Source organism: Klebsiella sp. K5-204, assembly GCF_030128585.1.
Classification (GTDB): Bacteria; Pseudomonadota; Gammaproteobacteria; order Enterobacterales; family Enterobacteriaceae; genus Klebsiella; species Klebsiella quasipneumoniae.
This window is the reverse complement of the sequence record NZ_JAKUZS010000006.1, coordinates 44578-58995: the sequence shown is the minus strand read 5'-3', so window position 1 is coordinate 58995 and position 14418 is coordinate 44578. Positions and strand designations below refer to the sequence as shown.

The 14418-nt window shown below is 58.7% G+C and carries 16 protein-coding genes; 2 read left to right on the top strand and 14 right to left on the bottom strand.

The window, feature by feature from the left end; translation table 11 throughout:
* Window positions 1-24: 24 nt before the first annotated feature.
* From pepB to trmJ, 10 genes are all read right to left on the bottom strand, one after another.
* The gene (gene pepB / locus MKR05_RS16375) at window positions 25-1311 is read right to left on the bottom strand and encodes an aminopeptidase PepB (RefSeq protein ID WP_023290642.1); all 1287 of its coding nucleotides are present in this window, start codon (window positions 1309-1311) and stop codon (window positions 25-27) included.
* 107 nt (window positions 1312-1418) lie between these two features.
* Window positions 1419-1619, bottom strand: a complete 201-nt coding sequence (iscX, locus tag MKR05_RS16370) for a Fe-S cluster assembly protein IscX (protein WP_002913954.1) — start codon at window positions 1617-1619, stop codon at window positions 1419-1421.
* A gap of 1 nt (window position 1620) precedes the next feature.
* Complete coding sequence (gene fdx, locus MKR05_RS16365; RefSeq protein ID WP_004201872.1) at window positions 1621-1956, bottom strand: ISC system 2Fe-2S type ferredoxin; 336 nt, start codon at window positions 1954-1956, stop codon at window positions 1621-1623.
* Between the two features lies 1 nt (window position 1957).
* The gene (gene hscA, locus MKR05_RS16360) at window positions 1958-3808 is read right to left on the bottom strand and encodes a Fe-S protein assembly chaperone HscA (RefSeq protein ID WP_023290643.1); all 1851 of its coding nucleotides are present in this window, start codon (window positions 3806-3808) and stop codon (window positions 1958-1960) included.
* Window positions 3809-3823: 15 nt separating this feature from the next.
* Window positions 3824-4339, bottom strand: coding sequence for a co-chaperone HscB (hscB, locus tag MKR05_RS16355; RefSeq protein WP_023290644.1), 516 nt, complete (start codon window positions 4337-4339; stop codon window positions 3824-3826).
* A gap of 74 nt (window positions 4340-4413) precedes the next feature.
* A complete protein-coding gene (gene iscA / locus MKR05_RS16350) occupies window positions 4414-4737 on the bottom strand; it encodes an iron-sulfur cluster assembly protein IscA (RefSeq protein ID WP_002913979.1) in 324 nt (107 codons plus the stop codon).
* A 17-nt stretch (window positions 4738-4754) separates the two neighbouring features.
* On the bottom strand, window positions 4755-5141 hold the full coding sequence (gene iscU / locus MKR05_RS16345) for a Fe-S cluster assembly scaffold IscU (RefSeq protein WP_002913991.1): 387 nt from the start codon (window positions 5139-5141) through the stop codon (window positions 4755-4757).
* A 26-nt stretch (window positions 5142-5167) separates the two neighbouring features.
* Entirely contained in the window at window positions 5168-6382 is a 1215-nt protein-coding gene (gene iscS / locus MKR05_RS16340; RefSeq protein WP_017900428.1) for a cysteine desulfurase, read from the bottom strand.
* A 178-nt stretch (window positions 6383-6560) separates the two neighbouring features.
* Window positions 6561-7052, bottom strand: coding sequence for a Fe-S cluster assembly transcriptional regulator IscR (iscR, locus tag MKR05_RS16335; RefSeq protein ID WP_002913993.1), 492 nt, complete (start codon window positions 7050-7052; stop codon window positions 6561-6563).
* Window positions 7053-7308: 256 nt separating this feature from the next.
* Window positions 7309-8043 (bottom strand): tRNA (cytosine(32)/uridine(32)-2'-O)-methyltransferase TrmJ, encoded by a 735-nt coding sequence (gene trmJ, locus MKR05_RS16330; protein ID WP_023290645.1) that lies wholly within the window; start codon window positions 8041-8043, stop codon window positions 7309-7311.
* Between the two features lie 120 nt (window positions 8044-8163).
* On the opposite strand from trmJ, the gene suhB reads away from it, so the two are divergent.
* Window positions 8164-8967, top strand: coding sequence for an inositol-1-monophosphatase (suhB, locus tag MKR05_RS16325; protein WP_002913995.1), 804 nt, complete (start codon window positions 8164-8166; stop codon window positions 8965-8967).
* A 47-nt stretch (window positions 8968-9014) separates the two neighbouring features.
* Here suhB and MKR05_RS16320 read toward each other — a convergent pair whose 3' ends face one another.
* Window positions 9015-9995: a nickel/cobalt transporter gene (locus tag MKR05_RS16320; protein ID WP_238874843.1), complete on the bottom strand. Its 981-nt coding sequence runs from the start codon at window positions 9993-9995 to the stop codon at window positions 9015-9017.
* Window positions 9986-10624, bottom strand: coding sequence for a DUF1007 family protein (locus tag MKR05_RS16315; RefSeq protein ID WP_023290647.1), 639 nt, complete (start codon window positions 10622-10624; stop codon window positions 9986-9988). Before MKR05_RS16315 ends, MKR05_RS16320 begins: the two co-directional genes overlap by 10 nt.
* A gap of 124 nt (window positions 10625-10748) precedes the next feature.
* Between MKR05_RS16315 and csiE the strand changes: the two genes are divergently transcribed.
* Window positions 10749-12026, top strand: a complete 1278-nt coding sequence (gene csiE / locus MKR05_RS16310; protein WP_102004280.1) for a stationary phase inducible protein CsiE — start codon at window positions 10749-10751, stop codon at window positions 12024-12026.
* Here csiE and MKR05_RS16305 read toward each other — a convergent pair.
* Window positions 12023-13159 carry a 3-phenylpropionate MFS transporter gene (locus tag MKR05_RS16305; protein ID WP_048336304.1) on the bottom strand — a complete coding sequence of 379 codons (1137 nt, stop codon included), beginning with the start codon at window positions 13157-13159 and terminating at the stop codon, window positions 12023-12025. The two genes, csiE and MKR05_RS16305, sit on opposite strands and share 4 nt — an antisense overlap.
* A gap of 322 nt (window positions 13160-13481) precedes the next feature.
* A complete protein-coding gene (hcaR, locus tag MKR05_RS16300; RefSeq protein ID WP_238874841.1) occupies window positions 13482-14366 on the bottom strand; it encodes a DNA-binding transcriptional regulator HcaR in 885 nt (294 codons plus the stop codon).
* Window positions 14367-14418: the final 52 nt, after the last annotated feature.

The window sequence follows — 14418 nt, the reverse complement described above, 5'->3', positions numbered from 1 at the left end:
GCGTCGCGCCACCCGGCAAGGCCATTACTCAGCCGTCAGCAGATTGGCGATAGTACGTACGCCAAGCCCCGTCGCGCCCGCCGACCACTGCTCAACGGCAGATTTGCGGTAGGTTGCCGAACAGTCGATATGCAGCCAGCCCTGGTGGTAGTTTTCCACGAAATGGGACAGGAAGCCCGCCGCGGTGCTGGCGCCGGCCGGATAGGCGGCGCTGCCGGTATTGTTCAGTTCCGCGAAATTAGACGGCAGCTGATGACGGTGGAATTCGGCCAGCGGCAGACGCCAGAACGCTTCATTTTCCGCCTGAGCGCTCGCCAGCAGGCGATTCGCCAGCGCATCGTCAAAGCTGAACAGCGCGTGGTAGTCGTTGCCGAGCGCGGTTTTCGCCGCGCCGGTCAGGGTGGCGGCATCGATGATCAGCTCCGGCTTCTGCGCCGAAGCGTCAATCAGGCCATCCGCCAGCACCAGACGACCTTCGGCGTCGGTGTTCATGACTTCGACGGTTTTGCCGTTGCGATAATGAATAATATCGCCCAGTTTGAAAGCGTTGCCGCTGATCAGGTTGTCGGCGCAGCACAGATAGAGCTTCACGCGCTTGTTCAGCCCGCGGGTAATAGCGAAGGCCAGGGCGCCGGTGATAGTCGCCGCGCCGCCCATATCGGATTTCATTGAATCCATAAAGGCGCTCTGTTTGATGCTGTAGCCGCCGGAATCAAAGGTGATGCCTTTACCTACCAGACAGGCATATACCGGGGCTTCTTTATCGCCGGTCGGGTTATAGTCCAGCGCCAGCAAAACCGGCGGGCGCTCGGAGCCGCGGCCCACCGTGTGCAGGCCGAGATAGCCCTGCTCACGCAGATCTTCGCCTTTGGTGATGCGATAGCTCATCTTCTCGCCCGCCACGCTGCACAGCAGGTCGACGGCGCGCTGCGCCAGCTGTTCCGGGCCCAGCTCTTCCGCCGGCGCATTGATGGTGTCGCGCACCCAGTCAATAATGGTCAGACGGTTATCCAGCTCGCTTTTCTGCGCATCGTCCAGCGTCGGCCATTCAACTTTACGGGTGCCTTTCGGGCCTTTATAACCCGCCCAGAACGCCCACGCGCGGTCGGTGTTCCAGCCTTCGCCGCTTAACGCGACATGCTTGATCCCCATGCCGTCAATTTTACGCGCCGCGCGCTGAATCAAGCCCAGGTCGTCTTTGCCGTTGAGATGCAGGGCGATGCCGTCATGATTAATGCTGTAAGACGCCTTTTCTCCCCAGCGCGCATCGGCTGGCTGAGTGGAAAGCGTAATCTTCATGGCTTCGGTCATTATCATTATCCTTCTTAGCAAACGGGCCACCGTATGGCAGCCCGTAACGTTCTCTCGCTCAATGATTCATCCGACTTTATACCGCCGCATAAATCATGATGCGAAAATTATTCGGCTTCGTCTAACCAGACTAACAGAATCGCCTCGAGAATTTTTTCATTGGATGCGTTCGGGTCATCATCAAACTCTTCCAGATCGCAAATCCATTGATGCATGTCGGTAAAGCGAACGGTTTTTGGGTCGAGGTCAGGGTAAGCGTCATACAGCGCTTCGCCGATTTCACGACTGTCGGTCCATTTCAGTGCCATATTAGTGCTCGCGTGCGTGGTTGATGGTGTAACGCGGGATCTCAACGACCAGATCTTCGTCGGTGACGCGCGCCTGGCAGCTCAGGCGGCTGTCAGGCTCCAGTCCCCAGGCTTTATCCAGCATATCGTCTTCATCTTCGGTACTTTCCGCCAGCGAGTCAAAGCCTTCACGCACGATGCAGTGGCAGGTGGTGCAGGCACAGGATTTTTCGCAGGCGTGTTCAATCTCGATGCCGCTACGCAGCGCCGCATCCAGAATAGTTTCACCGGTCTCAGCTTCCACAACGATGCCATCCGGACACAGGTCCTGGTGGGGCAGAAATACAATTTTTGGCATTTTAAACCTCGTCCACGGATTGGCCTTTCAGCGCGATACGGACCGACTGATCCATACGGCGGGCGGCGAATTCCTGGGTTTGTGTGTCGATATTTTTAATCGCTTCTTTAATGGCGTCGGCGTCGTCGCCTGCCGCGGCGGCGCGTACCTGCTCCGCAGCGGCATCGATAGCCTGACGCTCCGCGGCGCTTAACAGCGCGGCGTCGGCGGCCAGCGCGCTTGTCAGGCTCTCCAGTACGCGTGCGGCTTCCACTTTCTGTTCAGCCAGCATGCGCGCCTGGATATCCTGTTCGGCGTAGCTCATCGAATCTTTAATCATGGTGGCGATTTCGCCATCGGTCAGACCGTAAGACGGTTTCACCTGAATAGAGGCTTCCACGCCGGTCGACTTTTCCATCGCCGTGACGCTCAGCAGGCCATCGGCGTCCACCTGGAAGGTGACGCGAATATGCGCCCCGCCCGCCGGCAGCGCCGGGATACCGCGCAGCGCAAAGCGCGCCAGGGAGCGGCAATCCTGCACCAGCTCACGCTCGCCCTGCATCACATGAATGGACATCGCCGTTTGGCCATCTTTGAAGGTGGTGAACTCCTGGGCGCGGGCCACCGGAATGGTGGTATTACGCGGGATCACTTTCTCCACCAGGCCGCCCATGGTTTCCAGCCCTAACGACAGCGGGATAACGTCGAGCAGCAACAGTTCGCTGTCCGGCTTGTTGCCGACCAGAATATCGGCCTGGATCGCCGCGCCAATGGCGACGACTTTGTCAGGGTCGATGGAGGTCAGCGGGGTGCGACCGAAGAAGTCGCCGACGCGCTCGCGCACCAGCGGCACGCGGGTGGAACCGCCGACCATCACCACTTCCAGCACCTCTTGCGCCTCAACGCCAGCGTCTTTCAGCGCCCGGCGGCAGGCCATTAACGTACGTTTTACCAGCGGGGCGATCAGATCGTTAAACTGGCTGCGAGTGATATCGCCCTGCCAGCCGCCGACCTCAACGTGCGCCACCTCGGCATCGCTAAGGGCGATTTTCGCCGCGATGGCGGCATCCAGCAGCTCACGCTGCAGGCGGTTGTCGCTACGGTCGCTGAAGCCCGCCTGCTCGCGCAGGTAGTCCGCCAGCAGATGATCGAAATCATCGCCGCCGAGGGCCGAGTCGCCGCCGGTGGCCAGCACTTCAAACACCCCGCGGCTTAAGCGCAGAATAGAAATATCAAAGGTGCCGCCGCCGAGATCGTAGACCGCAATCACCCCTTCCTGGCCGGAATCAAGGCCATAGGCGATAGCCGCCGCGGTCGGTTCATTAAGCAGGCGCAGCACGTGCAGACCCGCCAGGCGCGCCGCGTCTTTGGTCCCCTGACGCTGGGCGTCATCAAAGTAAGCGGGGACGGTGATGACCACGCCGTCGAGCTCGCCGGCCAGCGCTTCAGTGGCCCGGGCGGCCAGCGCTTTCAGGATATCGGCGGAGACGCGAATCGGGTTCAGCAGGCCGCCGGCGGTCTGGATCATCGGCAGGCCGTTTTCACTGGCCTGCAGCTGATACGGCAGATGCGGATAGCGGTGTTGGATATCGGCGAGGGAGCGCCCCATCATCCGTTTCACGGAGCTGATGGTATTGGCGGGATCCTGGGCGGCGTTCAGCCGGGCGTCATAGCCGACGGTCAGCCCCGATGCGTGGTAATTCACCACCGACGGCAGCAGATAGCGGCCTTGATGATCGGGCAGAGTCTCGGCCTGGCCGCTACGCACGGTAGCCACCAGAGAATTGGTGGTGCCCAGGTCGATACCGGCCGCCAGACGACGCTGGTGCGGCGCGGCGCTCAGGCCGGGCTCACTAATTTGTAATAAGGCCATAATTGCTTCCGAAAATTAAAAATCGAGCAGTTTTTCTTCGAGTTCTTCAGCACTGCTGCGCAGCTTATCGAGGAAACGGAGCTTACGAACCGTGTCCGCCGCCGCTTCCCAGCTCTCATTATGCAATTGGTCAACCATCAGCTGATGGCGGGTATCAAACAGCGCTTTCACTCGTTTGATAAAGCCTTCCAGCCGCGCTTCGTCTTTCGCCTGGCCGATCTCATCCAGCTCTTCGCGCAGTTCCAGCTGTTCCATCAGGAACGCGGTATCGCGAACGGTATGCTGCTCGCTGGCCAGATCGAAGCCATGCAGCGAGAGGAGGTATTCTGCGCGGGTCAGGGGATGGCGCAGCGTCTGCCAGGCCTGGTTAATGGTGGCGGAATACTGAACCGCCGCAAGCTGTTCCGCAGCGGGCGCGCTGGCAAATTTATCCGGATGGTACTGGCGCTGCAGATCCTGATACCGGACAGCCAGTTGTTCAAGCGAGAGGGTATAGCTGGCTGGTAACCCGAAGAGGGTGAAATAGTCCATAGTAACCTCAGGGTCATGCATCTAAACGAAAACCCCACGCGCGGCGTGACCGCGGTGGGGTTGGGGAGTACCAATTATACGTTAAAGCTTTCGCCGCAGCCGCACTCATCTTTGACGTTAGGGTTAGTGAACTTGAACCCTTCGTTAAGGCCTTCTTTGACGAAGTCCAGCTGCGTGCCGTCGAGGAATTGCAGACTTTTGCCGTCGATCACGACCTTCACGCCTTTGTCTTCAAACACGGTGTCTTCAGCCGCCGGCTCGTCAACAAACTCCAGTACATAGGCCATACCTGAGCAGCCGGAGGTTCTCACGCCCAGGCGCAGGCCAAACCCTTTTCCGCGGTTTGCCAGGAAGGCATTGACTCGCGCTGCTGCACTGTCGCTAAGAGTAATCGACATAACAAAACCTCAACTAATTATTTTGCTTCACGTTTGCTTTTGTAATCCGCAATCGCGGCTTTAATCGCGTCTTCCGCCAGAATAGAGCAGTGAATTTTCACCGGCGGCAGCTCCAGTTCATCGGCGATATCGGTGTTCTTGATCGCCTGCGCTTCGTCCAGGGATTTACCCTTCACCCACTCGGTGACCAGAGAGCTGGAAGCGATAGCGGAACCGCAGCCGTAGGTCTTGAAGCGCGCGTCTTCAATGATACCTTCATTGTTGACTTTAATCTGCAACTTCATCACGTCGCCGCAGGCCGGCGCGCCGACCATGCCGCTGCCGACGTTCTCGTCGCTGTTGTCAAAAGAGCCGACGTTGCGCGGGTTCTCGTAATGATCGATAACTTTTTCGCTGTAAGCCATGATGAATTCTCCTTATTGGTGCCGAATTAGTGATGTGACCATTCAATACTGTTCAGATCCACGCCCTGCTTGAACATTTCCCACAGTGGAGAAAGCTCGCGCAGACGGCCAATGGATTTACGAATCAGGTTGATGGCGTAGTCAATCTCTTCTTCGGTAGTGAAACGACCTAAAGAGAAACGAATAGAACTGTGCGCCAGTTCATCAGTCATGCCTAACGCGCGCAGCACGTAGGATGGCTCAAGGCTCGCGGAAGTACAGGCTGAACCGGAGGAAACCGCCAGGTCTTTCAGCGCCATAATCAGCGACTCGCCTTCAACATAGTTGAAGCTGACGTTAAGAATGTTCGGCGCGCCCTGCTCGAGGTCGCCGTTGAGGTACACTTCTTCCATATCCTTCACGCCGTTCCACAGACGGTTGCGCAGCGTGCGCAGACGCGCCATCTCGCTTTCCATCTCTTCTTTGGCGATACGGTAAGCTTCACCCATGCCGACGATCTGGTGAACAGGCAGAGTACCGGAACGCATACCGCGCTCGTGGCCGCCGCCGTGGATTTGCGCTTCGATACGAATACGCGGCTTACGACGCACGTACAGCGCGCCGATGCCTTTCGGACCGTAGATTTTGTGACCGGAGAAGGACATCAGGTCAACTTTCAGCTGGCTCAGATCGATAGGCAGCTTGCCCACGCTCTGGGTGGCGTCAACGTGGTAAATGATACCGCGGGCGCGACACATCTCGCCGATGGTAGCGATATCCTGCACCACGCCGATTTCGTTATTCACATGCATGATGGAAACCAGGATGGTGTCGTCACGCATCGCCGCTTCCAGCTCTTTCAGATCGATAATCCCGTTGCTCTGCGGCGCCAGGTAGGTCACTTCGAAGCCTTCGCGCTCCAGCTGACGGCAGGTATCCAGAACCGCTTTATGCTCGGTTTTGCTGGTGATGATGTGCTTGCCTTTTTTCTGATAAAAGTTGGCTGCACCCTTGATCGCCAGGTTGTCGGATTCAGTCGCACCAGAGGTAAAGACGATTTCGCGCGGGTCGGCACCGACCAGCTCGGCAATCTGATTGCGGGCGATATCAACCGCCTCTTCAGCCTGCCAGCCAAAACGGTGGGAACGGGAGGCCGGGTTACCAAAGGTCCCGTCCATGGTCAGGAACTGCATCATTTTCTCGGCAACACGCGGGTCCACCGGCGTGGTTGCGGAGTAATCGAGGTAAATCGGTAATTTCATTGCTCTTAAACTCCGTACATCACTCAATGCAAGGAATCAGGCAACCGGCTTGATGTACGACCGAGTACACGGAATGTCGGAGCATCCCGGCCTGATTCTGAAAGCTCTTTATAATCGTTGTCCCGCCGTTTCGCGCTGCCTCGCCCTGTCAGCCGCAGCCCGAAACGGGATGGGTCACTCAGGCGCGCAGTTTAACGTCGATCGCGTCCTGGGTGCGCGCATTGCGCTGGGTTTCGTGCTGATGCTGACGACCGGAAACATCGAGGATCTCCTGGTTATTCACCAGTTCCCCGAGGGTGATATTGTTCAGGAAGCCGGTCAGGCGTTCGCTCAGATCGCGCCACAGCGCGTGAGTCAGGCATTTATCACCGCCCTGACAGCCGCCCTTGCCCTGGCAACGGGTGGCGTCAACGGATTCGTCCACGGCGCTAATGACTTCGCCGACGGCGATACTGCCGGCATCTTTACCTAACAGATAACCGCCGCCTGGGCCACGAACGCTGGAAACCAGGCCATTTTTACGCAGGCGAGAGAACAGCTGTTCCAGATAGGAAAGCGAAATTCCCTGACGCTCTGAAATATCTGCCAACGGCACCGGGCCCGTTTCAGAGTTGAGCGCAACGTCAAGCATCGCGGTCACGGCATAACGCCCTTTAGATGTCAGTCTCATGTCTTACTTAACCTCAAACTCGCCCCTGGCCGGGCTTTTTATTAATATGGGTATTGCATAGCAGGGCCAAGTCTGACATTCCCGAGTAATTTGGTCAACTATTTACTTGACTGTTTTAGTCAGGTATTTGGCTTTCCGTGCCGTTTTCCTTCCGCGTTGCCGGGCGCCCTCACCCCGGCCCTCTCCCACCAGGAGATAGCAAGGGCCGCGTGATTTGTATGCCGGATAAGCGCAGCGCCATCCGGCATCAACGCGGTTACTTGCCTTTATTCTGCTGGTCAATCGAGGCCAGCATGCCGCGCAGGATGTTCAGCTCCTGGCTTTCCGGGCGCGCACGAGTGAACAGACGACGCAGTTTGTTCATCACCTGCCCCGGATGATTCGGGCGGATAAAGCCCGTCGCCAGCAGCGTCTGCTCAAGATGACCGTAGAAACGCTCCAGGTCATCCACCAGCGGGTACGGCGCTTCTTCGTGCTCAACCGCCGGCTGCGCTTGCTCCTGCGCCGCCAGCCAGGCCATCCGCACTTCGTAGGCGATAACCTGCACCGCCATCGCCAGGTTCAGCGAGCTGTACTCCGGGTTGGCGGCGATGGCCACATGGTAGTGACACTTCTGCAGTTCGTCGTTGGTCAGGCCAACGCGCTCGCGGCCAAACACCAACGCCACCGGCGCATGCTGGCCTTCGGCGATGCTTTTCAGGCCGCATTCGCGGGGATCGAGCATCGGCCACGGCAGCGTGCGGGAGCGCGCGCTGGTGCCAACCACCAGGCTACAGCCCGCCAGCGCTTCATCAAGGGTATCGACGATCTGCGCGTTGCCAATGACGTCGCTGGCGCCCGCGGCCAGCGCAATGGCCTGGGAATCAGGTTTCACCAGCGGATTGACCAGCCACAGGTTGGTTAAGCCCATGGTTTTCATCGCGCGGGCAACGGAGCCCATATTGCCGGTGTGGGAGGTTTCTACCAGTACGATTCGAATATTTTGCAGCATTATGGTTCTTCGGCTAAAGATTATTCGGGCATGCTACCATAAAACGGAGACATAAGCAGAATTCGCTGTTATTATATGCGCCGTTTTTTCCCGTTCTTTAACATCCAGTGAGAGAGACCGATGCATCCGATGCTGAACATCGCCGTGCGCGCCGCGCGCAAGGCGGGTAATTTAATTGCCAAACACTACGAAACGCCAGACACCGTAGAAACCAGCCAGAAAGGCAGCAATGATTTTGTGACCAACGTCGATAAAGCCGCCGAAGCGATTATTATCGAAACCATTCGCAAATCTTACCCGCAGCACACCATTATCACCGAAGAAAGCGGTGAACACGCTGGTGAAGAGCAGGATGTTCAATGGGTTATCGATCCACTGGATGGCACCACCAACTTCGTTAAACGTCTGCCGCACTTCTCTGTTTCCATCGCCGTACGCATCAAAGGCCGTACTGAAGTCGCGGTGGTTTACGATCCGATGCGTAACGAACTGTTCACCGCGACCCGCGGCCAGGGCGCGCAGCTGAACGGCTACCGTCTGCGCGGCAGCAACGCTCGCGACCTCGACGGCACCATCATCGCGACCGGTTTCCCGTTCAAGGCGAAGCAGCACGCCACCACTTACATGAATATTCTCGGCAACATGTTCACCGAATGCGCCGATTTCCGCCGCACCGGCTCCGCCGCGCTGGATCTGGCCTACGTTGCCGCCGGCCGCGTTGACGGTTACTTTGAAATTGCCCTGAAACCATGGGATTTCGCCGCAGGCGAGCTGATCGCCCGTGAAGCAGGCGCTATTGTTTGCGACTTCACCGGCGGTCATAACTATATGCTGACGGGCAACATCGTTGCCGGTAACCCGCGTGTGGTGAAAGCGATGCTGGCGAATATGCGCGAGCAGCTGAGCGACGCGCTGAAGCGTTAATCTCTTGCAGATGTAAAAAGGAAGCCGCGGCTTCCTTTTTTTATGTTCTAAAACGGCCGCAAACCGCCGCCTGGCGCGATCGCGCTACTCCACATCACGACAGCTGCCACCAGCAGCGCCACGCCGCCGGCCAGCGCCAGCGTCAGCCAGCCCACCTGGCGCCACAGCGGCGGCGCCTGATGCCGACCCAGCTTCACCGCCAGCTGGCGAAAACTATGCACCAGCAGCGCCAGCGCCGTGATAGTTAATGAGGTCCCTGCCGCCATCGCCAGCGCCGCCGCCATCCCCCAGTTGAACACCCCGATCACCTTGCTGAACAGCAGGACCATGATCGCCCCCGAGCAGGGACGCATGCCCATCGACAGGACAATCACGGTGCGAGCCCGCCAGTCGTCGCCGGCCTGCAGCTGCTCCGGGGCCGGGAGATGCTGATGCCCGCAGCCGCAGTGTTCGTTATGAACATGATGCGGGGTAAACGCGGTAAACGTTGGCCGGCTCAGCAGCAGACGCAGCTTTTTCAGCGCCCGCCAGCAGAGCAGCAGACCTAACGCGCCCACCAGCAAATAGCTCCCCTTCTCGAGCCAGAAACTACTGAGATGCAGCTGGCGCGCCGGCAGCTGCAGCAGCGCCAGCACCACTACCACCAGCGCGATAGCCACCAGCCCCTGCAATAAAGAGGCGGCCAGCGTCAGGTTAATACTCGATTTCAACTTCGAGGGATGGGTGGCAAGCCAGGTGGTAATGACAATTTTGCCGTGGCCTGGCCCTAAGGCATGGAGCACCCCGTAAACGAAGCTGAACCCAAGCAGCGACAGCCCCGCCGCCGCCGGGTTCTCCGCCACCGCCTGCAGCAGGCGGCTGAGCTCCAGATTGAGCGCGCGCTGCCAGACCGCGCTCTGCATCAGCACCTGCGGCCAGGCCTGCCACAGCCAGAAGCCGCCCGTGACGCTCACGGCCAGCAGTAGCGCCAACGGCCACAGCGCTTTCCAGCGCGACGCGCGCTTGCGCGGGGTAAAAATTACTGACATGTCAGGGTCACCTTCTGGGCAAAATAGCTGCCCAGCGCCATATCCTCCGGCGGCGCATCCGCTTTATCCAGCGACTGGGCGTATGAGAGCATTTTGTCATTCGGTTTTGGCGTCATTACCGTTGCCTTACAGTCGGCCTGCAGCCCTGCGGGCAGGGAAAAATCGCTATCTTTGTCATAAAACATGTCGACATAGTAGGTCGGGTCGAAAGTGGAAAAGGTAAATGTCTGTCCGGCAACGGGTTGCGGCGTCGCCAGCGGCAGGGTGAAGGTCAGTACCGCCTGCAGGCCGTCGCGCTCAAGACCGTAGCCGTCGGGGCGATTTTCAAATTTCACCCGCTGGCCGTTGTGCCACAGCTCGCTGAAATAGTGCTGGCCGAGCACGTTGGCCATCACCTCCGCCGCCAGTTTTTTCCATACTTCGCTGCCCGGTTTAGCGTTTCCGGCGTCGTAGAGCAGATCCGATGAGGTAATTTCATCCATCGTCCAGCGCATTTTAAACCCGCTCAGCAAGCCGTCTTTGACCACCGGCTCGCTCTGCAAACTGATGAAGCTATGCGGATGCGCGGCGGCTGTCCATGATAAAACCATGAAAAACGCCGCGCTGGTGCATTGTTTCACTCTGTTCATCTGTTCCTCACGTGAAAAATTCTGTGAACTTCGCCAGCAATCCTGAGCTAAAGCGGGCGCACTTCCCTGCCCCCGCCGCTGTCATTGTCTATTCTTAGCGGAAACCCTAACTGGAACTTACCAGATGATGACCGTCATTGAACCACCATCTGCGCTTTCCAGTCCACAGCGCCGTAGCCAGGTGCTCCTGATGTTTTATCTGCCCGGACAGTCGGTAACGACTGAACGGCTTGGCAGAATCAACCTCGTTGATGAGACCACGGCCCGGCAGGATATTGAGGAGACCGGACGCGAAATTCAGCGTTACCACCGCCTGACCCTTCGGTCACAGGTGGACGGCAGCTATCGGATTGAAGGCGCCGCGCTCGACCAACGTTTATGCCTGCTGCATGCGCTGCGGCGGGGCCTGCGCCTGTGCCCGCAGTTCGTTAACCATCATTTTACCCCGGCGCTGAAAACGCAGCTTAAACAGGAAGGCATCGCCCGTACTCTGTACGATGATACTAACCTGCAGGCGCTGGTGAACCGCTGCGCGCGAGCGCTCAATCGCCAGTTCGACTGCCGGGACGTTCAGTTTCTGCGCCTGTACCTGCAGTACTGTCTGCTTGAGCATCACCGGGGATATTCACCCGACTTCAATGATGAACAGCAACGCTGGGCGCAGACCGCCGCCGAGTTCACCCTGGCGCAGGAGATTGTCCGCCACTGGCAGCGTCGGGTCGGCGCGACGCCGCATGTCGGAGAGCCTTTTTTCCTCTCGCTGCTGTTTATGATGCTCAAAACCCCCGATCCGCTTCGCGATGGTCACCCGCAGGATCGACGCCTGCGGCTGGCTATTTCCGGCCTGATCCACCGCTTCCAGATGCTCGCCGGCAGGTCGTTCAGTGACGAGCAGGGGCTGAGCGATCAGCTTTATATTCACTTGTCGCAGGCGTTGATCCGCAGCGTGTTTGCTATCGGCATCGATAACACGCTCACAGAGGAAGTGAGCCGGCTCTATCCTCGCTTACTGCGCACCACCCAGGCGGCATTGAGCGAATTCGAGGAGGCCTGGCACGTCCGTTTTAATGAGGAAGAGACCGGCTTAATCGCGGTGATCTTTGGCGCCTGGCTGATGCAGAAAAGCGACCTGCATGAGAAGCAGGTCCTGCTGCTGACCGATGATAATCCGAATATGGAGGCGGCCCTGGAGCAGCAGTTGCGCGAACTGACGCTGCTGCCGCTGAACATCAAATACCAGAGCGTAGAGCGCTTTCAGAAAGAGGGGGCGCCCAAAGGGGTGACGCTTATCGTCACCCCCTATGCGACGGCGCTGCCGCTGTTTTCACCGCCGCTGATCCACGCGGAGAACTGCTTCACTGAACGCCAGCAGCAGCATATCTGCGCGATGCTCGAAGACTAGGCCGCCACCGTTTTTGGCCGGATAGCCAGCGCCGGGATGGTCAGCAGCGCCATCACCCAGAACACGCCCTGGTGCAGGTGTTGGTAGAGGAAGCCGGCGAAGACGGTCATGATGGCAATACTGCCGCCCATCGCCACCGCGGAGTAGACGGCCTGCAGGCGGATCACTTCGCTGCCCTGGCGGGCGGCGATATAGCGCATCGCCGCCAGATGACACACCGTAAAGGTGCCGCAGTGAAGGATCTGCGCGAGGATAAGCCCCGGCAGCGCCGTGGTCCAGCCCATCAGCGTCCAGCGGACCAGCCCGCACAGGGCAGAGAGCAGCAGCAGATCCCGCGCGCTGAAGCGGCGGAACACCTTTTTACTCAGCGCGAAGATCACCACTTCCGCCACCACGCCTAGCGACCACAAATAGCCCACCGCCGAGGCCGAATAGCCTGCCTGCTGCCAGTAAATGGCGCTAAAGCCGTAGTAGGCGGCGTGCGCCCCCTGCAGCAGGCAAACGCAGGCGAGAAAGCGCCAGCTCTGGCGCACCAGCGTCAGCCAGGCCGCCAGCCCGGCCCCCTGCTGCTGGCGCGACGCCCCCTCGGGCATCACCGACGGTTTCAGCAGCATGCCGAGCAGCATCGAGGCAACGCCCAGGCTGAGCATCAGCAGGATCGCCCGGTAATCAAACAGGCTCACCAGCTTGCCGGTCAGCGCCGAACCAATCACAAAGGCGATGGAGCCCCATAGCCGCACCCGGCCATAGTCCATGGTGATTTGCTTTTGCCAGGTATTGGCCAGGGCATCCGTCAGCGGCACCAGCGGCGAAAAGAACAGATTGAAGCCCACAATGATCGCCAGCAGCCATGCGACATGGCTGCCGGCCCAGAAGGCCAGCGCGAAGAGCAAGGTTAACAGCGCCAGCACGCGCAGCGCGGCGATCAGCCGGGAGGGGTCGCTCACCCGCGGGGCGATCAGCAGGCTGCCGAGAAAACGGGCTACCAGACCGGCGCCGAGCAAGATGCCGATGGTTTCCGGAGTCAGTCCGTTACCGGCCAGCCAGACGCTCCAGAAGGGCAGAAAAATACCGTAGCTAAAAAAGTAGGTGAAGTAACTGAGCGCCAGCCAGCGCGTGGAGTGCAAGACCATGATTTCCTCCCGAATGGTGGCGACAGTCTGGCGATAAACCCCGGCGGACGCAAGTCAGGCAGAAAGCGGAAAAAGGCGGTTTATTCACCATGGTGCCTCGTTCTCCGGGCGACGCTCCTGGCGGAAAAAATGGCATTCCGGCGGATATCGCGGCTGAAACGCAGTGCCCGAGGCGTTGGAGGTAGCCATGGCGTAGGATGACAGGCCAGACAGTCTGACAGACATAACCCTGAAAGTTTGCGTTAAAATCGTGAAGTTCATCACAGCTCACGACCGACGTTCAGGCGCCGCCGCCCGTCAGCGGTCCGCTACAGAAAGGAGATTATCCCGCAGCCGCATGCTCTCTGGCCGTGGCGATAAAATCGGCCAGCGCCGGCTTGATGGTGCCTTTTTTCCATGCCATCAGCAGCGCAATGGTCGGGGCATTGCCGGCGATAGGACGAAAAACCACCCGGCCAGTATTAAAATGATTCATATAACCGGGTATCAAAGTCACCCCGAGCCCCATCCCCACCAGATTCATGGTCACCAGAATATTGGTCGCCACCTGGACAATACGCGGCTGGCTTTTTTGCTGTTCGAACCACGCCTGGACGATCGGCGCCAGCACCCCAGAGTACGCCGGGTCAGTGCTGACAAAATCAACGCCGTCCAGCTGGCTGGCGCTCACCTTCTCTGCTTTCGCCAGCGGATGATCTACCGGCAGCACCACCACCAGCGGTTCGTGGAGCAACTCAAGATAGTCAATTTCCGGACTGTAGATCGGGTGGCGCATCAGTCCGATATCCAGTTCACCGCTGCGAATTTTATCTTCCTGCTCGGTGGTGATAAGACTGACCAGCTCAACCCGGGTATTCGGTTGTTTGCGGCGAAACAAGGGCAGAACGCCGGGCAACAAATTGACTTCGGCCGACGGAACAAAACCAATCGCCAGGTGGTTATCGTGCTGGACGATTTTTCGCGCGCGCATTTTGGCACTCTCTGCCTGGTCGAGTATCGCCTTCGCATCCTGCAGGAAACACTCCCCCGCCGCCGTCAGCGTCACCTTGCGTTTGTCGCGCTCAAGCAACGACACGCCGACGCACTGTTCCAGATCGCGAATTTGACTGCTCAGCGAAGGCTGCGAGGTATGCAGTTTTTCTGCCGCGCGGGTGAAGTTTAGTTCCTGCGCCACCGCGACGAAATAGCGCAGGTGCCTCAATTCCATCAACCCCTCCTTGTTATCGATAAAACATCTCAGCTGGTAGAAATTAACTATT

Coding starts and splice junctions, on each gene's coding strand:
- pepB (WP_023290642.1), bottom strand. CDS start 1,311: ATGACCGAAGCCATGAAGATTACGCTTTCCACTCAGCCAGCCGATGCG.
- iscX (WP_002913954.1), bottom strand. CDS start 1,619: ATGGCACTGAAATGGACCGACAGTCGTGAAATCGGCGAAGCGCTGTAT.
- fdx (WP_004201872.1), bottom strand. CDS start 1,956: ATGCCAAAAATTGTATTTCTGCCCCACCAGGACCTGTGTCCGGATGGC.
- hscA (WP_023290643.1), bottom strand. CDS start 3,808: ATGGCCTTATTACAAATTAGTGAGCCCGGCCTGAGCGCCGCGCCGCAC.
- hscB (WP_023290644.1), bottom strand. CDS start 4,339: ATGGACTATTTCACCCTCTTCGGGTTACCAGCCAGCTATACCCTCTCG.
- iscA (WP_002913979.1), bottom strand. CDS start 4,737: ATGTCGATTACTCTTAGCGACAGTGCAGCAGCGCGAGTCAATGCCTTC.
- iscU (WP_002913991.1), bottom strand. CDS start 5,141: ATGGCTTACAGCGAAAAAGTTATCGATCATTACGAGAACCCGCGCAAC.
- iscS (WP_017900428.1), bottom strand. CDS start 6,382: ATGAAATTACCGATTTACCTCGATTACTCCGCAACCACGCCGGTGGAC.
- iscR (WP_002913993.1), bottom strand. CDS start 7,052: ATGAGACTGACATCTAAAGGGCGTTATGCCGTGACCGCGATGCTTGAC.
- trmJ (WP_023290645.1), bottom strand. CDS start 8,043: ATGCTGCAAAATATTCGAATCGTACTGGTAGAAACCTCCCACACCGGC.
- suhB (WP_002913995.1), top strand. CDS start 8,164: ATGCATCCGATGCTGAACATCGCCGTGCGCGCCGCGCGCAAGGCGGGT.
- MKR05_RS16320 (WP_238874843.1), bottom strand. CDS start 9,995: ATGTCAGTAATTTTTACCCCGCGCAAGCGCGCGTCGCGCTGGAAAGCG.
- MKR05_RS16315 (WP_023290647.1), bottom strand. CDS start 10,624: ATGAACAGAGTGAAACAATGCACCAGCGCGGCGTTTTTCATGGTTTTA.
- csiE (WP_102004280.1), top strand. CDS start 10,749: ATGATGACCGTCATTGAACCACCATCTGCGCTTTCCAGTCCACAGCGC.
- MKR05_RS16305 (WP_048336304.1), bottom strand. CDS start 13,159: ATGGTCTTGCACTCCACGCGCTGGCTGGCGCTCAGTTACTTCACCTAC.
- hcaR (WP_238874841.1), bottom strand. CDS start 14,366: ATGGAATTGAGGCACCTGCGCTATTTCGTCGCGGTGGCGCAGGAACTA.